The organism is Holdemania sp. Marseille-P2844 (genome assembly GCF_900120005.1).
GTDB lineage: Bacteria > Bacillota_I > Bacilli_A > Erysipelotrichales > Erysipelotrichaceae > Holdemania.
Genome location: NZ_LT635452.1, coordinates 490,769 through 514,550, shown reverse-complemented (window position 1 = coordinate 514,550; position 23,782 = coordinate 490,769). Strand labels below are relative to the sequence as shown.

General features: G+C 52.0%; 22 protein-coding genes. 13 read left to right on the top strand and 9 right to left on the bottom strand.

Annotated elements, in window-relative coordinates; all coding sequences use genetic code 11:
- Nucleotides 1-26 precede the first annotated feature (26 nt).
- From BQ7364_RS12355 to BQ7364_RS12330, 6 genes are all read right to left on the bottom strand, one after another.
- Nucleotides 27-911 (bottom strand): class II fructose-bisphosphate aldolase, encoded by an 885-nt coding sequence (locus BQ7364_RS12355; protein ID WP_072684994.1) that lies wholly within the window; start codon nucleotides 909-911, stop codon nucleotides 27-29.
- Nucleotides 912-971: 60 nt separating this feature from the next.
- A complete protein-coding gene (locus tag BQ7364_RS12350) occupies nucleotides 972-2,066 on the bottom strand; it encodes a PTS fructose transporter subunit IIC (RefSeq protein ID WP_072684993.1) in 1,095 nt (364 codons plus the stop codon).
- An 18-nt stretch (nucleotides 2,067-2,084) separates the two neighbouring features.
- Nucleotides 2,085-2,396 carry a PTS fructose transporter subunit IIB gene (locus BQ7364_RS12345; RefSeq protein ID WP_072684992.1) on the bottom strand — a complete coding sequence of 104 codons (312 nt, stop codon included), beginning with the start codon at nucleotides 2,394-2,396 and terminating at the stop codon, nucleotides 2,085-2,087.
- Nucleotides 2,397-2,539: 143 nt separating this feature from the next.
- A complete protein-coding gene (locus tag BQ7364_RS12340; RefSeq protein ID WP_072684991.1) occupies nucleotides 2,540-2,992 on the bottom strand; it encodes a PTS sugar transporter subunit IIA in 453 nt (150 codons plus the stop codon).
- Nucleotides 2,993-3,032: 40 nt separating this feature from the next.
- Nucleotides 3,033-5,000: a BglG family transcription antiterminator gene (locus BQ7364_RS12335; protein WP_072684990.1), complete on the bottom strand. Its 1,968-nt coding sequence runs from the start codon at nucleotides 4,998-5,000 to the stop codon at nucleotides 3,033-3,035.
- Between the two features lie 278 nt (nucleotides 5,001-5,278).
- Complete coding sequence (locus BQ7364_RS12330; RefSeq protein WP_072684989.1) at nucleotides 5,279-6,031, bottom strand: DeoR/GlpR family DNA-binding transcription regulator; 753 nt, start codon at nucleotides 6,029-6,031, stop codon at nucleotides 5,279-5,281.
- Between the two features lie 75 nt (nucleotides 6,032-6,106).
- On the opposite strand from BQ7364_RS12330, the gene BQ7364_RS12325 reads away from it, so the two are divergent.
- From BQ7364_RS12325 to BQ7364_RS12290, 7 genes are all read left to right on the top strand, one after another.
- Nucleotides 6,107-6,895, top strand: a complete 789-nt coding sequence (locus BQ7364_RS12325) for a 5-deoxy-glucuronate isomerase (protein ID WP_072684988.1) — start codon at nucleotides 6,107-6,109, stop codon at nucleotides 6,893-6,895.
- A 166-nt stretch (nucleotides 6,896-7,061) separates the two neighbouring features.
- Nucleotides 7,062-8,117, top strand: a complete 1,056-nt coding sequence (locus BQ7364_RS12320; RefSeq protein WP_072684987.1) for a transaldolase family protein — start codon at nucleotides 7,062-7,064, stop codon at nucleotides 8,115-8,117.
- A 12-nt stretch (nucleotides 8,118-8,129) separates the two neighbouring features.
- The gene (locus BQ7364_RS12315) at nucleotides 8,130-9,281 is read left to right on the top strand and encodes an iron-containing alcohol dehydrogenase (protein ID WP_072684986.1); all 1,152 of its coding nucleotides are present in this window, start codon (nucleotides 8,130-8,132) and stop codon (nucleotides 9,279-9,281) included.
- Between the two features lie 92 nt (nucleotides 9,282-9,373).
- Nucleotides 9,374-10,333, top strand: coding sequence for an aldo/keto reductase (locus BQ7364_RS12310; RefSeq protein ID WP_072684985.1), 960 nt, complete (start codon nucleotides 9,374-9,376; stop codon nucleotides 10,331-10,333).
- A 566-nt stretch (nucleotides 10,334-10,899) separates the two neighbouring features.
- Entirely contained in the window at nucleotides 10,900-12,690 is a 1,791-nt protein-coding gene (locus tag BQ7364_RS12300; protein ID WP_072684983.1) for a flavocytochrome c, read from the top strand.
- A 195-nt stretch (nucleotides 12,691-12,885) separates the two neighbouring features.
- Nucleotides 12,886-14,346, top strand: a complete 1,461-nt coding sequence (locus tag BQ7364_RS12295) for an FAD-binding protein (protein ID WP_072684982.1) — start codon at nucleotides 12,886-12,888, stop codon at nucleotides 14,344-14,346.
- Between the two features lie 69 nt (nucleotides 14,347-14,415).
- Nucleotides 14,416-14,784: a VOC family protein gene (locus BQ7364_RS12290; protein WP_072684981.1), complete on the top strand. Its 369-nt coding sequence runs from the start codon at nucleotides 14,416-14,418 to the stop codon at nucleotides 14,782-14,784.
- A 155-nt stretch (nucleotides 14,785-14,939) separates the two neighbouring features.
- Here BQ7364_RS12290 and BQ7364_RS12285 read toward each other — a convergent pair whose 3' ends face one another.
- Nucleotides 14,940-15,263 carry an inorganic diphosphatase gene (locus tag BQ7364_RS12285; RefSeq protein WP_072684980.1) on the bottom strand — a complete coding sequence of 108 codons (324 nt, stop codon included), beginning with the start codon at nucleotides 15,261-15,263 and terminating at the stop codon, nucleotides 14,940-14,942.
- Between the two features lie 267 nt (nucleotides 15,264-15,530).
- Here BQ7364_RS12285 and BQ7364_RS12280 point away from each other — a divergent pair, with 267 nt between their 5' ends.
- The 6 genes from BQ7364_RS12280 to dcd all read left to right on the top strand — a co-directional run bounded on the left by BQ7364_RS12280 (nucleotide 15,531) and on the right by dcd (nucleotide 21,573).
- Nucleotides 15,531-16,964 (top strand): tagaturonate reductase, encoded by a 1,434-nt coding sequence (locus tag BQ7364_RS12280; RefSeq protein WP_072684979.1) that lies wholly within the window; start codon nucleotides 15,531-15,533, stop codon nucleotides 16,962-16,964.
- Nucleotides 16,961-18,436: a UxaA family hydrolase gene (locus tag BQ7364_RS12275; protein WP_072684978.1), complete on the top strand. Its 1,476-nt coding sequence runs from the start codon at nucleotides 16,961-16,963 to the stop codon at nucleotides 18,434-18,436. The genes BQ7364_RS12280 and BQ7364_RS12275 overlap by 4 nt, the downstream gene beginning before the upstream one ends.
- Nucleotides 18,437-19,051, top strand: a complete 615-nt coding sequence (locus tag BQ7364_RS12270) for a hypothetical protein (protein WP_072684977.1) — start codon at nucleotides 18,437-18,439, stop codon at nucleotides 19,049-19,051.
- Nucleotides 19,052-19,187: 136 nt separating this feature from the next.
- Nucleotides 19,188-19,367 (top strand): hypothetical protein, encoded by a 180-nt coding sequence (locus tag BQ7364_RS12265; protein WP_072684976.1) that lies wholly within the window; start codon nucleotides 19,188-19,190, stop codon nucleotides 19,365-19,367.
- A gap of 137 nt (nucleotides 19,368-19,504) precedes the next feature.
- On the top strand, nucleotides 19,505-20,866 hold the full coding sequence (locus BQ7364_RS12260; RefSeq protein ID WP_072684975.1) for a hemolysin family protein: 1,362 nt from the start codon (nucleotides 19,505-19,507) through the stop codon (nucleotides 20,864-20,866).
- A gap of 167 nt (nucleotides 20,867-21,033) precedes the next feature.
- Entirely contained in the window at nucleotides 21,034-21,573 is a 540-nt protein-coding gene (gene dcd, locus BQ7364_RS12255; RefSeq protein WP_072684974.1) for a dCTP deaminase, read from the top strand.
- A gap of 187 nt (nucleotides 21,574-21,760) precedes the next feature.
- Here the strand turns inward: dcd and BQ7364_RS12250 are convergent, their stop codons facing one another.
- Nucleotides 21,761-23,110 carry a four-carbon acid sugar kinase family protein gene (locus tag BQ7364_RS12250; protein ID WP_072684973.1) on the bottom strand — a complete coding sequence of 450 codons (1,350 nt, stop codon included), beginning with the start codon at nucleotides 23,108-23,110 and terminating at the stop codon, nucleotides 21,761-21,763.
- Complete coding sequence (locus BQ7364_RS12245; protein WP_195395423.1) at nucleotides 23,107-23,769, bottom strand: aspartate/glutamate racemase family protein; 663 nt, start codon at nucleotides 23,767-23,769, stop codon at nucleotides 23,107-23,109. The genes BQ7364_RS12250 and BQ7364_RS12245 overlap by 4 nt, the downstream gene beginning before the upstream one ends.
- Nucleotides 23,770-23,782: the final 13 nt, after the last annotated feature.

The window sequence follows — 23,782 nt, the reverse complement described above, 5'->3', positions numbered from 1 at the left end:
GCTTATTTACTTATAAATGGGAGGATTTATTCGTTGCCGGTCGAAACCGATTCACCGTAGAAATACTGGTTGTTGGACCCGATCACCCGGATATATTCCTTCACGAACTGCTTCACAGCGGCTTCCGCCGTCATGCACAGTTCCAGATAATCCGCGTTCGGTTTGCACTCCAGCTTCTTTAGCATCGCGTTTTTCGCGGCATGGAAAGCGTCGGTGCAGACATTGATCTTGTTGATGCCTCCGGCAACGGCCTTGCGGATGTTCTCTTCGCCGCTGCCGCTGCCGCCGTGCAGAACCAACGGCATATCCAGCGCCTTTTTCAGCTCGGCCAGACGTTCAAAGTTCAGCACCGGCACATAGCCCTTCGGATAATCCCCATGCGCCGTGCCGATCGCCACAGCCAAAGCGTCGCAGCCGGTGTCTTCCACAAACTTCTTTGCTTCTTCGACGTTAGTGTACAGGTCGACCTTACTGTTGTCGCCGTCCGCCGCCTGCCCAACATGGCCCAGCTCCGCTTCGACGCAGATTCCGTGCGGGTGCGCCAGCGCGCAGACAACCGAGGTCCGCTTGACGTTTTCCTCATAAGGATAGGAAGAAGCGTCGATCATCAGGCTGGTGAAGCCGTTGTGGATGGCCGTGACCATATCTTCCAGCTTTCCGCCATGATCCAGGTTCAACGCGACCGGAATGCTGGCGCGTTCAGCCAGTTCCTTCACCAGCGGAACGATCTCCGTCAGATGCGCATGCTTGCCGATCTGACCCGGACCCATCTGGACGATAATCGGGGAATGTTCTTCCTCGGCGGCGCTGATCACCGCGCGGGCCATTTCCATATTGATGCTGTTGACTGCCATCACCGCGTAATTATGCTTGTGCGCGTGCTGCAGAATATCCTTCATCGAAACTAACATAGGACTCCTTCTTTCTTTCCTTAATATAATTGCGAATGTCTTAGAAATTGAGGGTGAAGCTTACAGGTTGATGTCCAGGTCGACGATTTCTTCTTCCTCTTCCTGACCTTCCTCGCTCGGCTTCTTGATCGCCGAATAGATGACGCCAGTCGCAACTGAGCCGACAATCAAGGCGATCACCGCCCACATCCAGTTGGTCATCATCGGGAAGACGAAGATTCCGCCATGGCCGGCAACGGATTCAACACCCATCGCTACGGCGATGCCGCCGGCTAACGCTGAACCGATCATGGAAGCGGGGATGAAGCGGGCCGGATCTGCCGCAGCAAATGGCAGGACGCCTTCAGTAATGAAGCACAGGCCCATCGGGAATGCGGTTTTCGCGGTTTCTTTTTCCGTCAGCGAGAATTTTTTCGGTGTTAACAGAGTGGAAACGAAGACGCCGCATGGTGGCGTCATGCCGCCGATGATCTTGGCTGACATTGGTCCGTAGATGCCATCAGCACCCAGCGCATTGGCCGCCATAGAAGCCGTCTTGTTGACCGGGCCGCCCATATCGAAGCCCATGCCCGCGCCGATAACCGCGCCGATGATGAACTTGGAACCACCGTTGAGGCTCATGATCCAACCCTGCAGAGCATTCATGGCAATCGCCATCGGCTTCGCCACGATCGCGAAGAAGGCAACGCCGCAGACAAAGGTCGCGATGACTGGAATAATCATAACCGGCATCAGGCCGACCATCCACTTCGGAAGCTTCCAGGTCTTCATCCACTGGATGAAATAACCGATCACAAACGCCATCAGCAGACCGCCTAAGAAGCCCGCTTTCGACTGGTTTGCCGCATAACCGATGACGAAGCCCGGCACGATGCCCGGACGTTCAGCGATCGAGTAACAGACGCCGGCCGTCATGACCGCAACGCCGAAGCTCATCGCGTAGTCAGATAATTTGGAAATCATCCACCAGAACTGTTTCCAGTCGAAGCAGTTCAGGTTGCTGAAGAGGGTCGCGCCCGCTTCCGGCGCATAATTGCCGACTTCCCATCCGCCGAAGCCTTTTGCTAAGGCGCCCAGGATACCGCCGGCCACGATCATCGGAATCATGTACGAGATGCCGGTCATCATGTGTTTTTTAAAGTTCAACTTTTTCATGGATTCATCTACCCCTTTTTATTTTTGGATTTTCTTTTCGATCGTGGCGATCAAGCTTTTTGGATTCTTCATCGCGACGCTGATCGGAATGTCAACGGTCGGCTTGCCGGCGAAACGTTCCATTCCGCCGACAGCGATATCATGCGCGATGATGACAACATCCGCCGCGGCGATATCTTCCGCTGTCAGTTTGTTCTGTGCGCCGATCGTCCCCTGCGTTTCGATCTTGCACTGATGGCCCGCGGCCTCCGCTGCGTTCTGAATCTTTTCCGCAACGATATAGGTATGCGCGATGCCTGCGGTACAAGCTGTAATTCCTACAATCTTCATTTGGGTTCACCTCCCATCCGTCTTTGTTCTTTTGGCATGATCATAATTTATCATGTTGCAAGCGCTTTAGTTTAACAACTGCGGGAACTTTATTACGGTAATTTTTTGATTAAGTAACGATTAAATTACGGTAATTTTGGTCATTAGTTGAGGAATAAATTAATCAACTCCTGCTTTGTTGTAACCTTCTGCAGCTTCTCCACGCGTTCGTCGTTGCCCAGCTTGCCGGCCAGCTCCGCCAGCAGCATCATGTGATTGGACGCGAAATCAGCGTCGTCGCTGACGCAGAACAGGAAGACCAGATTGATCGGCTCATCGTCGTAGCTTTCCCATTCGATCTCATTTTCGCATCGGCCGATCGCGATCCCGATCTTTTTGACGGCATGACTTTTGCCATGAGGAATCGCGATGTGGTTGCCCATGCCGGTAATCCCTTCCGCTTCCCGGACATAAATGTCCTTGACGAACTGTTCGATGTCTTCAATGTAGCCCGCTTCCAGCAGGTGCGCGCTCAAATCATGGAGCACTTCGTCTTTCGTCGTGCTCTTTAAATGCAGGTCGATGATGTTTTCATCCAGAATATCCGCTAATGCCATACGTTGTTTTCTCTCCTTATCGTAGCTTTGCTTACTGAAATTACTTGATTAAATATTTGTAAAAATCGACGTTGGTCTGGAAATTCCGCAGGACGTTGACCTGCTCGTCGGTTCCGACCAGCTTGATGTACTGCTTATAGAAAGCCTGGGTGCGGCGGATCTCAAAGTCATTGGTCATTTTCACGACTAACAGAAAGATCACGTCGACCATTTCGCTGTCCCACAAGATCGGTTTTTCCAGCGTGGCGATGACGACCCGGGCTTCGTTGATCTCGTTCTGATCGCCATGAGGAATCGCAACGCCGTTGCCGATCGACGTCGGCGTAAACGCTTCACGATCCAGGACCGTCTTGACATACTTGCGCGTGACATAGCCCTTGCGGACCAGATGATCGCATAAATACTTCAGCAGCGCCGGCTTGTCGTCAATTTTCAGATGCGTAAAGATCAGATCCGGCTCAAACAGCTGGTGGCAGTCCGCGTCGAACTGCGCCTCGCTGACCTTGTTGAGAATCGTGTTGCGGATCCAGTGGTTGATTTTCTGAATCGAAGCGTCGGACAGGAAATCGTCGATCTCCACGATCCGCGGGTCATTCAGCTGCAGCTCGCGCGTCGTCAAAATCAAATCGACGTCCGTGACTTTTTCAATCTTGAAATCATGGACGCTGACCACCTTCACCGAATGAATCAGGCTGGACGAGCGGCAGATCTTGTCGCACAGCATCTGGTTGATGCCCATGCCCGAAGCGCTGACCAGCATCGTCCGGACCGGATTCTCATTGCGCTCCAGAGCGGATTGGATATACAGCACGATATAGCCCAGCTCATCCTCGCTGACCTTCAGATCGAAATATTCCTCAAACAGAACGGAGATCAGCCAGGCAACCCGGAAGGTCTTTTTGTATTCCGTTTTAATATAACTGGTCAGCCCGTTGGTATGTCCACGTTCATAGCGCAGCCGAAACAGCGTCGGCCGCATGTGAATCAACAGGCCGTGATAGAGCGCGTCGTCATGCGTCAGATCGACGTTGAGAACGTTGCTGACAACGGAGATGATCTTGCGGACAAATTCCTGCAGCTTGTTGTCATATTCCCGCAGCACCTCGCCGCTGTCGGCGCTGTAGCCGCTGTCGATCAGCTTGGAGCACAGGATCTGGATTGACAAAAACGCTTTTTCCTCAGTCGGCAGCGTCATGTTGAAATGCGCCCCGAGCTTTTTAAAGATCGCTTCGGCAAAGCTGTATTCGTTGTACTTCTGAAGCATTTCCAGCTCTTCATCTGAAAATTTCAGCTTGCGGCCATTTTCCTGCTGGTTCTGATAGATCGCCAGCGATGCGTAAACAAGCACCTCGTTGAAGGATTCCTCGGCGAACTCAAAGCTCCATTCCTTTTCCGTTTCCATGATTCCCCGCCGGATCGCATCAAGATCCAGTCCCGGCATAAAAAACAGGATACTTTCCTCGACGTTGGTCTCGGTATCGAATTTCAGAATGAAATGCTTCAATGCCAGGCGGTAGGACACCTCGTTGTACGCCAGTTCCAGCCCCTTGTTGCGCACGACGTTCAGCTCGATGTTAAACAGCTTCAGCCAGCTGCGGCAGTCGTTGATCACCTTGAGCGTCGTCGGTACGCTGAGATAGAGCTGGGAGGCCAGCTGCTTGGTCGTCAGCGTGTTGTTCTTCGTGCTTTTCAAGATCAGCTTCAGCGCTGTTGCGGTGCGGACCTGATCGTTTTGCAGTACGTCCATATTCGTCGAGTTGTTGATCAGCGAATTGAGCTTCAGCCGCTGCTGCGCATCCGCATTCAGCCAGATCCCGATCCGGGGTTTCTTGCATATCTCGCCCAGCTGGTTGTCCAGCAGCATGTTGTTGATCACTTCCACTTTAGTGCGGATCGTTTTTTCTGACAGTCCAATTTCTTCCGCCAGCTGGCCCGTGGTCACCATCTCTTTATTCAGCAGCGCCTTCAAGATCAGCTGGGTGTAGTAATTAGACTTTTGATCATTCATTTTGTCACCGCCCTTCCCTCGTCAATAAAATAGCATACTTTCCTGTTCCGGCTGAAAGAAAAACGGGAACAGAAATCCGGTAATTTTTTGCTTGTTGTTTCGCGAAGCTGGGGAAAAAGCATGAATATCCCTTTTATAAAAGCTTTTTTAATACTTTTCTCGAAGAATCACAAGTTGATCAAGTTAACCAAGACCTTCTCAAAACCAAGTTGACAACCTGATCAACAGACACTATGATAAGCTTGTCCAGGCAATCAAAAAGCCCGGCTTGTCCGGACTTAATCAATCAACTGGATTTTGAGATTTTTGAAGTATTGCCGGTATTTTTCACTCGGTTCTTCATCGGTGATAATTCCGGTAATGCCTTCAAGATCGAAAAACTTGTTAAACGCCACCGTACCGAATTTCGAGTGATCGGCGACGATCCAGACCTCCGCAGAATTCTGGATCACATGCCGCTTGATCACCCCTTCATTGAAATCGGTATTCGTCAGCCCCTTGGAAATCGACAGGCCGACCGTGGAAATGAACGCTTTATTATAGTAGTACGGATAAAACGAGGTATCGGAGAAGAAGGTCTGGGTTTCCCTTCTCAGCTTCCCGCCCAGGCAGATGCCCGTCAGATTCTCTGTTTCCGTCAGCGCGTTCATGACATGCAGGCTATGAGAGATCACCGTGACCTCCTGTTGATGAAGATAGGGGATCATGGTATAGGCGGTGGAACCTGAATCCACAAAAATTACGTCGCCGTCCTGCACTTGCCGCGCCGCCAGCTGACCGATCCGATCCTTGGCCGCCGCGTTGGTGCGCAGCCGGGAAGATAAAGTCGGCAAGGTCGCCGCGCTGATCTTTTCCGGTTTGGCCAGAACGCCGCCGTACACCTTGGTGATCACATTGCGGTCCTCCAGTTCCTTCAAATCCCGGCGCAGCGTCTGCACGGAGATATTGAACAGCTGCTGAAGCTCCTCGTTGCTCACCGAGCGGTTTTTACGGATATAGGCTTCCATTTCCTGCAAACGATTGTATTTCATGGTTTTTCCCCGACCTTTCAACTTTCTCCATTATAGACAAGTTGAATCCCTGTGACAAGCAGAAAGGAGTTCACAATGCTAAGAAAAAATGAGGATCTGCATCCCGGTTTCAATCAGATCTGCGACAGTGAAAAAGACCGGATGTTCATGAACGTTCAACTGTTAATCGCCCATAAAGGCGAGTCCTGGCCGATCCAGTCAAAGGATCAGGAAACGGCGCTGCTGCTGCTGAGCGGAACTGTTGTCTATCAATATGAAGGCAAAGCGGTCAGCGCCGTGCGGAAGGATTGCTTCCACGACGACGCGACCTGCCTGCACGTCTGCCGGAACACGCCGGTGACGCTGGTCTTTGAGGAAGATGGCGAGGTGCTGGTCCAACAGAAGGAAAACCCGCGGATCTTCCCGGCCGTGCTGTATGATAAGTCCAACATCGACAAACAGTTCTTCGGCGAAGGCAAGCTGGCTGCCACGACCAAGCGCCAGGTCACGACGATCCTGGATTACCAGCGCACGCCATATTCCAACATGGTGCTGGGGGAAATCACCAACTTTCCAGGCTTCTGGAGCAGTTATCCGCCGCATCATCATCCCCAGCCGGAGGTCTACTTCTACAAGTTCGATCATCCGCAGGGCTTCGGCAGCTGCTTCATGGGCGAGGAGGTCTATAAAATCACGCACAACAGCGTCGCGATGATCCCCGGCGGTCTGACCCATCCGCAAAATGCCGCGCCGGGCTACGCGATGTTCTATGTCTGGATGATTCCGCATCTAAAAAACAATCCGTGGATCAAGACGCGCACCTTCGACCCCGATCATGAATGGGTCAACGATCCGGATGCCGAATTCTTCCAGCTTGATCAATAAGCCATAACCCCTTCATTCCTCAGGTCCGCTCAGCCATCGCGCAGAATCCGTCCGTCTTCGAAAAAAAGGACAGCGGCAAATGCCTTGCCGGGCAGCGGTCCTGCAAAACAACGCCAAGTCTTGTCAAGGCGGTCAGCCTGTTAAAGTAAAGGAGAAATAAAAATACATGAATAAATTATACGAAATGGTCACCCGCTTCCCGCAGACGGAAGTGTGGAACGACTCCTGCAGCTGCAAGGAGCTGCAATATGCAATCGACAACGGCGCCAGCGGCGCAACCACCAACCCGGTCATCGTCGGCAACGTCTTAAAGAAGGAACTGCCCGAATGGGAAGAGACCATCAGAGAAATCATCAGCACCCATCCGGCTTACACCGAGGATGAGGTCGCCTGGGATGTGATCAAGGCGTTAGGCGCCAAAGCCAGCCGGCTGCTTTTGCCGATGTTTGAGGAAAGCCATGGTCAGAAAGGCCGGATTTCGTTTCAGACCAACGCCAAGTTCTACCGCAGCAAGGACAAGATGGTCGAGCAGGCCTGCGAGCTGGCGGCCACCGTGCCCAATTCCCAGATCAAAGCCCCGACCTCCAAGGCCGGCATCGAAGCGTTTGAGGAATTGACCTACCGCGGCGTCAGTATCAATGCGACAGTCTCGTTCACCTGCGCCCAGGCGATTGCGGTCGCCGAAGCCGTGGAGCGCGGCTTGGCGCGGCGGGAAGCGGAAGGCTTGTCCACGGCGGAAATGCATCCGGTCTGCACGATCATGGCCGGCCGGACCGACGATTACTTAAAAGCCTGGGTCAAGCAGCACGACGTGATGATCAGCGCGGAAGCGTTGGACATGGCGGGCGTAGCGGTCGTCAAAAACGCCTACCGGTTATACAAGGAACGCGGCTATCGGACAAAGCTGCTGGTCGCGGCCTTCCGCAATCAGCATCATTGGGAAGAATTCATCGGCGGGGATATCGTTCTGACGATCACCAGCGACTGGCAGCGCAAATACAACGGCAGCGACGTCGTGATCCAAAACAACATCGACACGCCGGTCGCAGACGAGCTGATCAACGAGCTGATGAAGCTGGATGAATTCAAAAAAGCATACTTTGAGGATGGGTTAAAGCCGGAAGCGTTTGAGCACTACGGCGCGTTTTTGGCGACGATGAATCAGTTTCTGGGCGGCTATGACGATTTAGTCAAACTCATCCGCGGCTACATGATCAAATAAGGAGGAACGACAATGGCAAATCTATTTTTAACACCCGCTAAAATCATCAACGGTTCAAGCGCTCTGGAAATGGCCGGTCCCGCATTGGCCGCGTTAGGCAAAAAGGCGCTGATCGTCACCGATTCGATGATGATCAAGCTCGGCAATCTGGACAAGGTGCTGAGAGTGCTGAATCAACATCATGTCGGATATTCGATTTATGCTCAAATCAACAGTGAGCCATGCGATACGATGATCATCGACGGCTTGAAGCAATATCAGGCGGAACACTGCGACTTCTTGATCGCGCTGGGCGGCGGTTCGCCGATCGACTCGATGAAGGCGATCGCGATGATGAGCGCCGATCCAAACCGGCCGTTGAATTCCTACATGGGTCAGCCGGTGGAAACGCCGCTGCCGAAGAAGGTCGCGATCCCGACGACTGCCGGCACGGGTTCGGAAGCAACCCAGTTCACGATCATCACCGACACGGAAAACGACGTGAAGATGCTTTTAAAAGGCGGCAGTCTGATTCCGGATCTGGCGATCATCGACCCGCAGTTCACGATGACCGCGCCCAAGGGCGTGACCAGCGCGACCGGCATCGACGCCCTGTGCCACGCGGTTGAAGCCTACACCTCCCGTCTGGCCCAGCCACTTTCCGACACCTTCGCGCTCAGCGCCGTCAAGCGGATTTTCAACAATCTGACAAATGCCTATGAGCATGGCGACAATGAGGAAGCCCGGATCCAGATGTCGCTGGCGGCGCTGGAAGCCGGGATCGCCTTCAACAATTCCTCGGTAACGATCGTCCATGGCATGAGCCGTCCGATCGGCGCGCTGTTCCATATCGCGCATGGCTTAAGCAACGCCGTGCTGTTGGAAGTCTGCATGAAATATGTTAAGGATGGCGCAGTGGCCCGGTTTGCGGATCTGGCGCGTTATTGCGATATGACACAGTGTGAGGATGATGAACAGGCGGCCGATCTGTTTATTGAAAATCTGTCCGCGCTGTTAGCCCGGCTGAACGTGCCAACCTTGGCGCAGCTGAATGTCGATCGGGATCAGTTCATGAATTCGCTGGAAAAAATGGCCCATGACGCCAACGTTTCCGGCTCCCCGGCCAACACCCGCAAGCCGATAACGGAACAGGCGATGATCGAGCTGTATAAACAGCTGTGGTAAATCCTTCAGATCTTTCTTAGCCCCTAAGTTTCTCCCCTGCCCAGGACTTCCCGTTTTTTTCCGGCATCAATGATGAAAGGATGATCTAAATTATGCGCATGACTCATTTTAAAAACGCCAACGTCGACGTCAGTCAGCTGGCCGTCGGCACCTGGGGGCTGGACAGCCTGCGCTGGAACGGCGCGATGAGCGAAACCGAAGCGATCGAAGCAATCCGCGCGATGATCCAGGGCGGCGTCAACCTGATCGACACAGCACCCAACTATGGCAACCACAGCTCGGAACAGATCGTCGGCAAAGCGATCCAGGGTCTGAACCGGTCTGAGATTTTAATTTCCACGAAGTTCGGCACGCACAATGATTTATTCACCGGCGGCGTATTCCGCGACGCCCGTTTCGGTACAGTCATGGAGGAAATGGCCAGCTCGCTGCGCAACCTCCAGACCGATTACGTCGATTTTTATTTCCTGCATTGGCCGGATACGCACACGCCGATTGCGGAAACGATGTGTGCCCTGAACTTCTTAAAGCAGCAGGGAAAAATCCGCTATATCGGCTTGTCCAACTGCGATCAGCCGTTATTGGAGGAAGCGATGAAATACGGTCAGATCGACGTCGTTCAACCGCCCTTCTCGATGATCGATCAGCGTTATAAGCCATTGATGCAATGGTGTGCCGCACATGGCATCGACACGATGACCTATGGTTCCTTAAGCGGCGGGATTCTGACCGGCCGGTTCCGCGAGGTTCCCGACTGGCCGGCCAACGATGTCCGGCTGTCCTTCTATAAAGGCTTTAAGCCGGAGATCTTCCCCCGCGTCATGGAGCTGATGGCAACGCTGGATGAAATTGCCCGGACACATCAGGTTCCAGTCAGTCAGGTTGCGATCAACTGGTCGACGCAGAAAGCATTCGTCTCCACCGCGTTGGTCGGCGTACGCAGCGTGCGTCATGTCGCGGAAAATCTCAATACGTTCACATGGCAGCTCAGCGATGCTCAAATGCAGCAAATCGACGCGGAAATCGCACGGCTGGGATTGGATCAGCTCTGATTCCCTGCTCACCGCCTTGTATCACGGTTCTTCTTCCTTAGAGAAAAATGAGGGCTCCGTAAGGGAGAAGGATTTCAACGCTGAAGCTCAACGTTGAAGGAAATTACGCAAAACGAAATGTTTGTTGATAGAAACGCCGGGACCGGATTGCCCGGCGTTTTTATTTCATGTCAAAAAAAACTCAAAAGAGTTGTTTAATTACCATTCTTGAGTTATACTGAATATGGAAAGCCGGGACGCTCTTTGCTTTACAGGAAATTTGATTATCGTCTTTCCTGAAAGCTCCTATCGCTGAAGATTCTTCCAACTTTCTGCCAATAGATTCCGTCCCGCGTCTTTCCGCCTGTTGATCATAAGATCCAGCGCATAAAAACAGAAGAATCCCATTGAAATTAACAGCCATGAGAACACCTGTCCCTCATGGATTCGGTTAACTCCCTGAAAAAATTTTGTTTAAATTATCTGTTTTTGTGCACAAATGGACAATATTACAAAAAATGCAGAAGATAATCCATTCAAACCTTTCGGCCGGTTCTATAAAATAAGAATCAGGAGGAAGGAAAATTATGAAAAAAATCGTTAAACTGATGCTTTCCGTCATGATGATCGCTTCGATGGCTGCGTGCAGCTCGGCACCGAAGAATGATCAAGGCGGCGAAGGCAAATTCAAAGCAGGAACTTACACAGGCACCGCCCAGGGCAATAACGGCGACGTTACCGTCGAAGTCACCTTGAGCGCCGACAAAATTGAAAAGGTCGAAGTCACGGAACACAAGGAATCGGCTGGCATCTCCGATGCGGCGATCGCCAACATCCCGGCTTCGATCGTTGAATCCCAGTCGCTGAACGTCGACACGGTATCTGGCGCAACGCACACATCCGACGCGATTCTGAACGCTGTCAAAGCGGCGCTGACAGAAGCCGGCGCAGATATCGAAGCGCTGATGAGCGGCGAGGGCGCGGCGAAGACGACCGTTACTTTAGAAGATAAGACCTATGACGTCGTTGTCTTAGGCGCCGGCGGAGCGGGCTTGTCTGCAGCGATCGAAGCACAGGCAGCAGGAGCAAATGTCGTTGTCATTGAAAAAATGCCATATGTCGGCGGCAACACGATTCTGTCCTATGCCGAACTGGCCTGCCCGAACAACTGGCTGCAGGAAGAACAGGGCATTGAAGACAGCCCGGAACTGATGGCGAAGGAAATGTGGGAAGGCGGCGGAAAGGTCGCAAAGAAGGAAATGGTCGATATCGTCGCGAACGACGCGACGGCGGCAGCGGAATGGCTGCGCGATGAGATCGGCGTCAAATATCAGGATTACCTCGTTTGGGAAGGCGGCCACAGCGTAGCCCGTGCCGTTGAACCGATTGATTTAGGCCCGGGCATGATCAATCCGTTAAAGGAATACGCTGAAGGTCACGGCGTTGAAATCATGCTGAACACCAAGGCTGAAGAACTGATTCAGGATGAAACCGGCAAGGTTGTCGGCGTTAAGGTCTCCCAGGGCGATCAGACCGCGACAATTTCCGCGAACAATGGCGTCGTTCTGGCCACCGGCGGTTTCGGCGCGAACGTCGAAATGCGCGAACATTACAACACGCGTTGGGAAACGCTGGACGAATCGGTTAAAACGACGAACTCCCCGGCGATTGTCGGCGACGGCATCGTCATGGCTGAAAAGATCGGCGCTCATCTGATCAATATGGAACACATCCAGCTCTATCCGTTCAACAATCCGATCACCGGCGTCTTCTATGGGATCGAAGCACCAAGCTGGTCGGGCGAAGGTCTGATCTATGTCAACAAAGACGGCAAGCGTTTCGTCAACGAAGTTGCAATGCGCGACGTTCGTGCTGAAGGTATTCTGGCTCAGGGCGGCTTAGTCTACGCGATCTACAATCAGGAAGTCGCTGACCGGCTGAATCTGGAAGAAAAATTCGCCGATGAATATGCCCGCTGCCTGGAAGACGGTGTCTTCTTCAAAGCCGACACGCTGGAAGAAGTCGCAGAACACTATGGCATCAACGCTGAAAACCTCGTTGAAACGATGGATAAGTACAACGAAGGCATCGAAAACAACAACGATGAATTCGGCCGTACCACCAGCATGGTCACGATGAAGGAAGGCCCTTGGTTCATTCTGGAAGGCGTCGTTTCTGTCCATCACACAATGGGCGGCGTTGAAATCAACGAAAATGCAGAAGTTCTGGATACTGAAGGCAATGTCATGCCAGGTCTGTTCGCCGCAGGCGAAGTTACCGGCAGCATCCATGGCAACAACCGCGTCGGCACCTGCGCGATCGCCGATATCACCGTCTTCGGACGGATCGCCGGCCGCAACGCAGCCGCTGCGAAATAAATCAATTTCCCTCCAAGGAATCCCAGTCTGACGGCTGGGGTTCTTTTTTACTCATCCTTGAATGCCAGCGAAATCTAATGCCTGGTTTGATGAATCCTCAATTTCGTTCAGTCTTGACAAGCCAAAGTCATTCAATCGAAAAGGTTTACAAACGTAGACTCTGGTAGTAAACTGAAATCACAGAGGTGATCTTCCATGCGTTTTCCTTTCACAAGACACGGTTTTCGCTGCGCTCTGCTTTGTTTCGTCCTGCTCTTTACGGGCTGTCAGCCGACTTCCCTTCCCTACGATTCAGAATTAAATTCACAGTATGATTGGGAAAACGACCTGGTCATTATCGGCGATGCGATTCCCAGCCTGATCGCCGCGATTGAAGCGCATGATCAGGGGGTTGAGGATATCCTTGTCATCGTATCTTCGCTCAAGCCGGACTACACTTCATTTCACAGCGCCGATCTGCCCCATTCCGTCGAAATTCTGACGGAGGAAACCGATCGCTATGCGGCGTTAGGCGCCGCAGCTCAGCGGGCTGACCAAAGTCAGCGGCGCTGGACGCTAACCGAAATTGAACAATTTTATACAGATTATTTTTCGGAACTCACGCTGAGTGCCGATTCTTCTCTTTTCCGAACAACCGTTGAACATTCCGGAGCGGACGTCGACTGGCTGATCGAACGCTGCGGCGTACCGTTTGCCGAACCAGTACCGGGTTTACTGCCGGATTATAAATTAATGATGACCCCCAATGATGGACAGACTGAAGGACACCCTGTCGTTCTATCCGCCTTGACCCAGATCGCCGCCGATCTGGGGATCGCCTTCATGGAAAATTCACACCTGACTCAGATTCTACTGAATGAAGCACAGGATGGTGTAGAAGGCGTCAAAGTTGTGCAATCCTTCAGCAATAAAGAAACAGGCCAACCTCTGAATTATTCGCCTAAAATTAAAACAAATGCGTTAATCATCGCGGATCAGTTTCTTTCGCAAGACGTTTTCCTTCGCGGACATTTAAGCTCCGATTACACACCGCTTCAATTAGAGGATTGGGAATCGGTGGCTTCACTGCAGGAAGACTACGATTACTTTACCCTGCCCAATATCATTTTTTTAAATTCTGACGGCCGCCGGTTCTTTAATGAAAAGGATCCGAAGATGAACTATCAGGATCAGCTGATTTGGATTGCCAAACAGGAACCGGTCTATGGAATCAGCGATCTCGATCACGTTCAAGCGGCCGGAATTTCACCGCGAACCTTTTATTTCGAAGTGGATAATCTTGATTTCCTCGCTGACATGATCAATCCGGAATACCCCGGAATTGTAAAAAAAACGATCACGGATTACAATCAGTACGCCCGGACCGGCCTTGATTTAGAATTTCAGCGTGAGGGATCGACAATGAGCGAGCTGATACCTCCTTATGTTATCGTGGAATTTCATACTTCCCTATCCCGCCCGACTCTCAACAAATCACTTTTGCCGGTGTCCTTTAAAGGGGAAGTTCTGAGCTACGCCTCAGACAATAATAAATTCAACGGCCTGTACTCTGTTTATGGAGAAGATACGAAATGTCCGGGATGGGAATTGACATCCGGGCTGGTCTGGGCGCGAATCACCGCTCAAAGTGCTGCCGCTCAGCTGCTGAAAAAATAATTGGTACGCTTGCTTAAATTGAAGAAATCGTTTACTATGAAACTAAAAATAAGAAAAAGAGGTCATCTTATGTGTAATGAAATTCGTCTGGCCGATCTGGTCGTCGACTGTCCTGACGCTATAAAGTTGAGTCAGTTCTACCATGAACTGCTGGGCTGGAAAACTACGGAACTGTTCGGCAATCCCGCGGTTGTCAGCGAAAACGGCGTGATGCTGGTCTTCGTGCAGGAAGACGATTATGTACCGCCGGTCTGGCCGGAGGTTGAAGGCCGGCAACAGAAACAAGTCCACTTTGATTTTCTCGTTTCCGACCTGAATACAATGATCACAAAAGCGGAAGCCTTGGGCGCGCGGAAGGCCGACACGCAGTTTGGCGGTTCTCAGTTTGTAACGCTATTTGATCCGGCAGGGCATCCATTCTGCCTCGTTCAGGCTTAAACTTTCCTATGTTAAAAAGATATCTCAGAAATACGGGATATCTTTTTTCTTCATCGTAAACCCTAAACACTTCATAGAATTGTCCGTATGATTAACCATTCTATTCTGTCCTGAGTTATTTTCAAATTCGTTTTTTCCAGGCTTTAAATCATAAACTACATTTCAATATAAGTCGTAAAGTATTGTTCCTGAAACTTGACTTGCTCCATGATTTCTTCTTTGGATAAGGTTTGTTCCCTGGGAACCACAACCCATTTTTCTTCCACATCGTCTTTTCGGTGAATGATCGCGATGATTTTTCCCGTAAACACATTCACAGGTTCATCAACGCCTAAAATGTACGCGTCCTGGTCTTCCCCGTCGGGCGCGGGGATCCCCTGGATATAACCATAATTTACCGGATAGATCAGATCCGGATACTTTGGATGGCGCGTTCCCATTTTTCGATCGACTGTGACCGTGACAATTTGTCCAAGCATCTTTTTCTCCTGTTCTGATTTTCTCATTCTTACGTTAATGATTTTATTATAAAGGATAAAGAGGGACTTTTGATCATTTTTCTGATTATTCCGCAGCGGCTGCCCATTTGTTCATTCTCAAGACTTCATCAGAATGAAAACAAAAATCAGGCAAAAAACTTCGTTAAAATGAAAACATAAAAAATTACCGGAATAAACTGCCTGTTTGCCTGCCGTGGACGCTTGTTAAACATGATAAAATGGAAAAAAAGAATGGAGTAATCAATGATGGAATCTTTAAATCGTCAAAATCATCCCCAGCCGCAGCGGCCGGTGCGCATTCTTCAGTTCGGCGAAGGAAACTTCCTGCGGGCCTTTGTCGATGATTTCATTTCTCAGCTGAATGAGAAAACCGATTTCAACGGCGGCGTCTGCGTCGTTCAGCCGCGGCCGCATGGGCGGGTCAGAAACTTAATGGAACAGGATGGATTATATACGCTGCTTTTAGAAGGAAAAAAACAAGGCACGGCAACGCGTGAGATGCGGATCATCGACGTGATCGAACAGGGAATCGATCCCTACACGGATTACCCGGCGCTTTTGCAAGGTGCGGCAGATCCGCAATGCCGCGTGATCATCTCGAACACCACCGAAGCGGGAATCGCCTATACAGACGAAAACGTGACGCTGGACGCTTGTCCGCAAAGCTTCCCCGGCAAAGTTCTGGCCGTGCTGAAGCATCGCTTCCAGTCGTTAAAGGGCACGCCGGAAAGCGGCATGGATATCGTGTGCTGCGAGCTGATTGAACGCAACGGCGACACGCTGAAAGAAATCGTCTGCCGCAAAGCCCGCGAACAAGGCGAACCGCAGGCTTTTCTGGACTGGATTGAGAACGCCAACCGATTTTACAATACGCTGGTTGACCGCATCGTACCGGGCTATCCGAAAGATCAGGCGGGGGCGCTGGAAGAACTGCTCGGCTATCACGATGCCTGTCTGGTCAAGGGTGAAATCTATCACAGCTGGGTAATTCAGGGCGATCCCGCGCTGCGCTCCGTGCTGCCGCTGGATCAGTTAAATCAAAACATTATCTTTACCGACGATCTGGCCCCTTACCGCGACCGCAAAGTCGCGATCCTCAACGGCGCGCATACCGCGATGGTTCCCTTAGGATTACTGGGGGGACTGGAAACCGTAAAGGAAACCGTCGAGGATCCGCAGATTCGCCGTTTCCTTGAAGCCTTTTTAAAGGAAGAGGTATGGCCTTCGCTCAATTTCAGCGAAAGTGAATTAAAATCCTTTACTCACGACGTTTTTGAACGTTTTGAAAATCCGGATATCCGCCACGAGCTCATGAGCATTTCGCTCAATTCAATCGCCAAGTTCAATACCCGTGATCTGCCGGCGATGCGGCATTATTACGATACGCATAAAGCGCTGGCCCCCCATGCCTGTTTCTCGCTCGCCGCGCTGATCGTCCTTTTGAGCCGGCGGAAATCAGACGGCACGCCGTTGATCAGCGAAAGCCCGGAAGTCCTGGCCTGTTGGCAAAACTGGGATGAGCGCCAGCCGCAGGCAACGATCAGCGCGCTGCTCCAGCTGCCGCTTTGGCAGGGCAAATTGGCAGCGATGGACAACATCACGGAACGTTTGACTGAAATCATCCGTTCGCTCACGACGCTCGGCCTTCGCGAAGCGTTAAAAAAGGAGGGACTTGCATGAAGAAAACGCTGCACATCCAGTCCAACGACAATGTGATCGTCGCACTGGAACCCTTGTCCGCCGGAGAATCGGTCGATGGGATCCTGTTGCTGGACGACATCCCATCCGGACATAAATTTGCCTGTAAACCCATTTTGGCCAATCAGCCGGTCATCAAATACGGTCAGCCGATCGGTCAGGCCGCTGAACGAATTGAACCTGGACGCTGGGTTCACAGCCATAACCTGAAAACATTATTGTCCGGGACGCTTAACTATCAATACAACCCCATCGTTGATCCGATTGTCAAACGTCCTCAAGGCCGTTCCGTCATGGCCTACCGCCGCGCCAACGGCAAGGTCGGAATCCGCAACGAGCTGTGGGTGATCGTCACGGTCGGCTGCATCGGCGACACCGCCCGCAACATCGTCAACACCTTCCGCCAGCGTCATCCCTTCGATGATATCGACGGCATCTTCACGTTTGATCATCCATTCGGCTGTTCGCAGATGGGACAGGACCATCAAAACACCGTCAAAATTTTACAGGACATCGTCACCCATCCCAATGCCGGGGGCGTGCTCGTGCTCGGTTTGGGCTGCGAAAACAACCAGCTGAAACCATTCTACGATACACTGGAACAGATCGACCCGGAGCGTATCCGCTGCCTGAACTGTCAGGATGTCGAGAATGAGGTTCACAGCGCCGTGGAGCTGCTCGAACAGATTTATCAGGTCATGCGTCATGATCAGCGCGAAGCTTGCGATCTCAGCGATTTCTCCTTCGGTTTGAAGTGCGGCGGTTCCGACGGCTATTCCGGCATCACCGCCAATCCGCTGCTGGGACGGTTTTCCGATATTCTGTCCAGCTATGGTGCGAATATCGTGCTCAGCGAAGTCCCGGAAATGTTCGGTGCGGAACAGCTGTTAATGAACCGGGCCGCCGATCAGGAAACATTCGATAAGCTCGTCGCGATGATCAATCGCTTCAAGGATTATTTCCTGTCCAATCATCAGGTTGTCTATGAAAATCCATCCCCGGGCAACAAGGCCGGCGGCATCACGACGCTGGAGGAAAAAAGTCTGGGCTGCATCCAGAAAGCCGGAACCGCGCTGATCCGCGATGTGCTCGACTATGGCGAGCCGATCCAGAAAAAAGGCGTCAGTCTCGTGTATGGGCCGGGCAACGATCTCGTGTCAACCACGGCGCTGGGCGCCAGCGGCTGTCAGATCGTGCTGTTCACGACAGGCCGGGGTACGCCGTTTGGTGGGTTCATTCCAACTTACAAAGTTTCGACCAACTCCGAGCTGGCTGCGAAAAAGCCGCACTGGATCGACTTCAACGCCGGAATCCTGACGGAGGGCGTCACGCTGGACGAGGCGGCAAGCCAGCTGGTCGAAGATCTGATCGCCGTGCTGGAAGGAAAGAAAACACGCAATGAAATCAGCGATCTGCGCAGCATCGCAATCTTCAAACAGGGGGTAATCTGTTAAATGGATGTCATTCTGTATGGCCTGATCACCGTTCTGTTGGCGTTGGCTGTGTTCCAGGCGTTCCGGCTGCACAAGCATTATACCAAAACGCTGTATCCGGCGTTGTTCGCTAACTATCTTGAATACTTCTGGCGCTATCAATTCCGCCAGAACCTGTCCGTCAGCAGCTGGCTGAAACAGGAGCTGGGCTTCCACCGGCTGCTCTACAATTCCGTGCTGGATCAAAATGGGCATGTCGCCCAGACCTATGTTACCCTGTTATGCACCCGCGGCGCCTTCGTAATCCGCGACGTCCGCAGCGAAGGTCAGATCAGCGGCAAGCCGAACGACAAGCACTGGATCGTCAGCCGCCCGCAGACGGAAACGACAAAAAACTTCCGGATTCCCAATCCTGCCGACGGACTGCGTCAACATTGCCAATATCAGCGTCAGGCATTGGGCGGCGTGGACTGCACCGGCCTCTGTGCCTTTCCCGACGCCGCGGATCTGACGCATGCCCGAAGCGAGTTTGCACTGCTGCATTACAAAGACGTCGTCAGCTGGATCAAAGACCAGCCGGAACAAATGAGTGAGCCGCAAATTCTGACTGCATTTGAAAACGTATCGAAGAAATAAACAGGACTGCGCGGACAACGCGTTTCGTGTTCCGCTTGCTTCTGCCAACCACGCCGGCCGTAGATCAGCCTGATTGCCTCAGGTTTTCGTCTTGGCCGTATGGTTCATCGGAATAGTTTAAAAGGAGAAAATACACATGGCATTTATTTTACTGGGCCTCGGTCTGGCGTTGGTGATCGCTTCCAAGATCTTCTATAACAAGCGCTGCGTCGCCGGTCAGGGCATCCCCTATAATCAAAAGGAAAAGCTGACGCTTTACTGTGGTTACCTCCTGTTGGGAATCGCATTTCTTCTGGCGGTATTCAATTTAGCTTAACCTTCCGTGTCTCTTCAGGACGTTCCCGCACCGCTTGGGAAACGTCTTTTTTTGTCTGAATTAGACAAACCGGCTCCGCTGTATTTGCGGTTTAGCCGCAATTCTGATATACTGGCTATCAGTTTAGGAGGATGATTATGGCATCAGATCCCGGCGGTAACGCCATCGCCATGCAGCTGTTGCTGCTGGTACTTCTTACGTTAGTCAACGCGTTCTTCGCAGGCGCGGAAATGGCTATCGTTTCCGTGAATAAAAACAAAATTAAAATGCTGGCCGAGAAAGGAAACAAAAAAGCCCGGTTGATCGAAGGACTGTTTGACGACTCGACGAAGTTTCTGTCTACTATTCAGGTAGCGATCACCTTTGCAGGCTTCTTCTCCAGCGCCTCCGCCGCCACCGGCATTTCGCAGGTGCTGGGCGGATGGATGGCACAGTATGGCATCCCGTACAGTTCGACGATCGCGGTGGTGCTGGTCACGATTATTCTTTCCTACTGCACGCTGGTCTTCGGTGAACTGGTGCCCAAGCGCATCGCACTGCAGAAAGCGGAGCAGTTCAGTTTGATGTGCGTCCAGCCGATCTTGGTGATCTCGCGCGTACTCTCGCCGTTTATCAAGCTGCTTTCCCTGTCGACCAACGGTTTCCTGCGGCTGATCGGCATGAAAACGGAAAATCTGGAGGAAGAAGTCAGCGAGGAAGAAATCCGTTCGCTGGTCCACAGCGGCCGGGCCAGCGGCGTCTTTGACGACACGCAGACGGAAATGATCGATTCGGTTTTCACCTTTGACGATAAAACCGCACGCGACGTCATGGTTCCGCGTCAGGAAGTCGTGATGCTCGACATGGACGAGCCCGTTCGTCCGCAGTTGAAAGCCCTGCTGAGCACGCGTCTGAGCCGGTTTCCGGTGTACCGCGAAAACAGCGACAACATCATCGGCATTTTGAATATAAAAGATTTAATGATCGCGATCAGCGAAGGCGACACCGATCAGTTAAAACTGGAATCGCTGCTGCAAAAGCCTTATTTTGTCCCTGACAGCAAGCCGACAGCCGAACTGTTCCGGGAAATGCAGAAGACGCAGTACCGGATGGCGATCCTGATTGATGAATTCGGAGGATTCAGCGGAATTACGACGACGGAAGATCTCGTCGAGGAAATCGTCGGCGATCTGCATGACGAATATGAACAGGAAGAACCAGAGCTGATTCAGTTCAATGCCAACGAATATCAGATCGACGGATTGATGAATCTGGACGAACTGAACAAAGCACTGGGCTTCAAGCTGGAAACCGAATATTACGATACAATCTCCGGTTATCTGATCGAGCAGCTCGGGCAAATTCCGCAGCCCGATGAACATCCGCAAATCCAGATCGGCAATCTGCGCTTCACCGTACAGTCGATGGAAGGCAAGCGGATCGGCAAGATTCATCTGACACTGTTGTCCGATTCAAAGACGGAAGAAACCGCCGCTGAATCAGAAAAAGAAGTTCGCTGAACAACGGCGGACTTTTTTATTCCGCTCATTGCATAAAACCAATCCGCATTCAATTTCCAGAAAGTCAGACATTTCGAAAAAAAACAGGTCAAAACTCCCTGTTCTCTGTGCTATGATGAATACAATCGGAATTCAGATTGAAAACCGTAAAGAAAGAGGGTTAGCCAATGATTCTGTCCGACAAAACATTGCAGGCCATGCTGAGCGCCGAAACATTGAAAATTACACCGCTGGATCCCAACCAGATTCAACCCGCCAGCGTGGATATCCGTTTGGGAAATACTTTCAGCGTCGTTGAGGATTCCCCTTCCGGGATGATCAACATGGAAAACGAAATCCGTTATAAAACGATCACCTGCGACACCTACATCCTGCTTCCAAATCAATTTGTGCTGGCGACGACGCTGGAGTTTTTCGATCTGCCTGACGATCTCACCGCCTTTGTCGAAGGCCGCAGCTCGTTAGGCAGAATGGGCCTGTTCATTCAGAATGCCGGTTGGGTTGATCCGGGCTTCAAGGGTGAAATCACGTTAGAGCTGTATAACGCGAACCGCTGCGCGATTGAATTAAAGGCCGGCAGACGGATCGGTCAGCTCGTGTTCGCGAAAATGGATGCGCCTGCACTGAATCCGTATAACGGAAAATACCAGGGGCAGAAAGGCGCAACCGGATCGCGCGTGTTCCTGGATCATGAAAATCGTTTTTAAATAAAGCAGAGCTCGGGAAAAACGGGAATCTAGCCTGGAGGAGTTATCCGGCAATTCGATTCCCGTTTTTATTTGTCTTCTTGTTTTTTTGTTTATGGAAGGAAGAGGCAGCGGCTTCTGATCGAGAAATCTCCGCATTGCTTTTTTCCCGCAAATGCGAATGATCCGAAGAACGGGAACAGAAGGCTTATGCCTGCGCCGTATTCAGCTTTACCACGATCTTCGCCAGCGTATTGTCTTCCCCGACATTGCCGGGAAAGATCACAACGGGCAGCTCGGGAAACCGGCTGGCACGATCACAGCGAATCACGCCGATTCCCGGTTCAATCTGGCCTGATGCCCATTCCCGCCGGACCCGAAGCCCCCGCGTCAGACAATCACTGGACGTGATCCCGCCTTTGGTGATCATAAACCGCGGCCACACGTTCAGCTGCTCAACAACCCGGATGAACTGATCGTTGATCGCCTGCGTCAGCCGCAGCTGATCCTCCGCGCTCCCCTGCGGCAGATCCACGCGTTCCCGCCGCGTCTGCAAAACTACCGTGATTCCCTCCGCCAGTTTTTGGTTTACAAGTCTGGCGCAGCGCTCGCTTTCTTCCATCAGCGAGCCCTGCAGGATCTGATGTTGATCAAAGACGATCGTTTCCAGGCATAAATTCTGGCGCAGCACTTCCAGCTGACGCGACGTTTTCTGGACATGCGAGCCTGCGACGATCAATCCGCCGTTGTGATTCTGCGGCTGCACGCAAACCCGCGGATCCAGCAGCGGTTTGTCATCCTGCTGTGCAAAGAGTTTACAGAAAGACGCCGCGGTCCGAAACAGGAATACCTTCTCTTTCAGCACCGTCTTTAATGGTCGGATCAACGCGCGCAGATCGTCATCCGTTTCCGCGTTGACAATGATCTTCTGAAAGCCGTGCGCCTGCCGCAGAATTCGCATAATTGCCGCTTCATCATGATTTCGCAGTATTTCCAGGGAAATTGACAGGCAGGAAGAAGCCGGATAGCGTCCCTGGGTCTTTTCTTCCACATACACTTTGAGATCGCTGGCATGAAATCCAAACGTCTTATCCTGGGCAAATTCACTTTCCCCGACGGGCAGCCATTGTCCTCCCTGTTTCAGATAATGGATATCGTTCCGCGTGATTCGCATCCCCTGCAGATATGGACACAGAATTTCTCCCTCCACCTCAATTCCATGCTCGCTGAGTCCTGCGCGAACCGTTTCGGATTCCAGCGGATAATGCCCCCGCAGGGTTGAATCCGAGCGCAGTACCAGCCAAAAAGGAATGTTGCTTCGACGGGACGCCGTGATCAGATTCTGCGTCAATTCCCGCAGCAGGCAGCGCGCGGCTTCCGGCTTGAGCGCACGGGTGTTGGTCAGGATATAGACCATCGCCTCACTCTGCTGCAGGAGGTTTTCACAGGCTTCTTCCTCCCACGATGTATATACCGCGACGTCATGAACCATCTGAATCCCGGTCGGATCGTCGTCGAGCACGACGATCTTAGGTGCTTTGTCAACGAAAGAACTCATGCCTGCTGCGCCAGCATCTGCTTGACGCGTTCCACCGCTTTACGCGGGCTGGTCAGCACCGGCTTGGAAATTCCCTCCAGATAGGGAAGCATCACCGTCATGCTCCCCTGAGCCAAAACGATCACATCGCACTCCTGCTCGGCCTTTTTAATTTCTTTCAGCACGAGTTCATTATGTTTTTCCTGATTCTTCTCCTTCATCAAAATATCCAGTGCCCCGGCAACCAGATACTCCTTCATTTCCACGGCTTTGCCTGCTTGCCGTGCTTTTGTACGAATCAGATTGCAGCTTGGTTTCATCGTTGAACCCACCGTAGCGATCACGCCGATTTTCGTTCCCAGCTGCACCGCTTCCTCGGCCATCGGTTCGTCGATCTTAAGCAGCGGGCAGGTTACAGTCTGCTTCACAATATCCGCGCTTTCACCCACGGATGAGCATTGGTTCAGAATCAAGTCCACGCCCATCGACTGCGCCGCCTGACCATACAGGCACATCCTTGAGACGATGCCCGGCGTGATTCCATTATTGCGCTTGACCTCCTCCAGTAAACTGTCGTCAATGATGTTGATCATCTCCACCTCCGGCAACAACTCCGCAAACAAGGCTTTCAGCTCGTTAAGCGAGACCGGACTGGTATGAATAACCGCGACTTTCTGCATAATAATCTCCTCC

Excerpts from the sequence above, each read along its gene's own strand:
- BQ7364_RS12260 (WP_072684975.1), top strand. The coding sequence starts at position 19,505 with ATGGCATCAGATCCCGGCGGTAACGCCATCGCCATGCAGCTGTTGCTG.
- BQ7364_RS12245 (WP_195395423.1), bottom strand. The coding sequence starts at position 23,769 with ATGCAGAAAGTCGCGGTTATTCATACCAGTCCGGTCTCGCTTAACGAG.
- BQ7364_RS12350 (WP_072684993.1), bottom strand. The coding sequence starts at position 2,066 with ATGAAAAAGTTGAACTTTAAAAAACACATGATGACCGGCATCTCGTAC.
- BQ7364_RS12345 (WP_072684992.1), bottom strand. The coding sequence starts at position 2,396 with ATGAAGATTGTAGGAATTACAGCTTGTACCGCAGGCATCGCGCATACC.
- BQ7364_RS12270 (WP_072684977.1), top strand. The coding sequence starts at position 18,437 with ATGGATGTCATTCTGTATGGCCTGATCACCGTTCTGTTGGCGTTGGCT.
- BQ7364_RS12250 (WP_072684973.1), bottom strand. The coding sequence starts at position 23,110 with ATGAGTTCTTTCGTTGACAAAGCACCTAAGATCGTCGTGCTCGACGAC.
- BQ7364_RS12280 (WP_072684979.1), top strand. The coding sequence starts at position 15,531 with ATGGAATCTTTAAATCGTCAAAATCATCCCCAGCCGCAGCGGCCGGTG.
- BQ7364_RS12320 (WP_072684987.1), top strand. The coding sequence starts at position 7,062 with ATGAATAAATTATACGAAATGGTCACCCGCTTCCCGCAGACGGAAGTG.
- BQ7364_RS12355 (WP_072684994.1), bottom strand. The coding sequence starts at position 911 with ATGTTAGTTTCGATGAAGGATATTCTGCAGCACGCGCACAAGCATAAT.
- BQ7364_RS12325 (WP_072684988.1), top strand. The coding sequence starts at position 6,107 with ATGCTAAGAAAAAATGAGGATCTGCATCCCGGTTTCAATCAGATCTGC.
- BQ7364_RS12275 (WP_072684978.1), top strand. The coding sequence starts at position 16,961 with ATGAAGAAAACGCTGCACATCCAGTCCAACGACAATGTGATCGTCGCA.
- dcd (WP_072684974.1), top strand. The coding sequence starts at position 21,034 with ATGATTCTGTCCGACAAAACATTGCAGGCCATGCTGAGCGCCGAAACA.
- BQ7364_RS12285 (WP_072684980.1), bottom strand. The coding sequence starts at position 15,263 with ATGCTTGGACAAATTGTCACGGTCACAGTCGATCGAAAAATGGGAACG.
- BQ7364_RS12315 (WP_072684986.1), top strand. The coding sequence starts at position 8,130 with ATGGCAAATCTATTTTTAACACCCGCTAAAATCATCAACGGTTCAAGC.
- BQ7364_RS12330 (WP_072684989.1), bottom strand. The coding sequence starts at position 6,031 with ATGAAATACAATCGTTTGCAGGAAATGGAAGCCTATATCCGTAAAAAC.
- BQ7364_RS12300 (WP_072684983.1), top strand. The coding sequence starts at position 10,900 with ATGAAAAAAATCGTTAAACTGATGCTTTCCGTCATGATGATCGCTTCG.
- BQ7364_RS12310 (WP_072684985.1), top strand. The coding sequence starts at position 9,374 with ATGCGCATGACTCATTTTAAAAACGCCAACGTCGACGTCAGTCAGCTG.
- BQ7364_RS12340 (WP_072684991.1), bottom strand. The coding sequence starts at position 2,992 with ATGGCATTAGCGGATATTCTGGATGAAAACATCATCGACCTGCATTTA.
- BQ7364_RS12290 (WP_072684981.1), top strand. The coding sequence starts at position 14,416 with ATGTGTAATGAAATTCGTCTGGCCGATCTGGTCGTCGACTGTCCTGAC.
- BQ7364_RS12295 (WP_072684982.1), top strand. The coding sequence starts at position 12,886 with ATGCGTTTTCCTTTCACAAGACACGGTTTTCGCTGCGCTCTGCTTTGT.
- BQ7364_RS12335 (WP_072684990.1), bottom strand. The coding sequence starts at position 5,000 with ATGAATGATCAAAAGTCTAATTACTACACCCAGCTGATCTTGAAGGCG.
- BQ7364_RS12265 (WP_072684976.1), top strand. The coding sequence starts at position 19,188 with ATGGCATTTATTTTACTGGGCCTCGGTCTGGCGTTGGTGATCGCTTCC.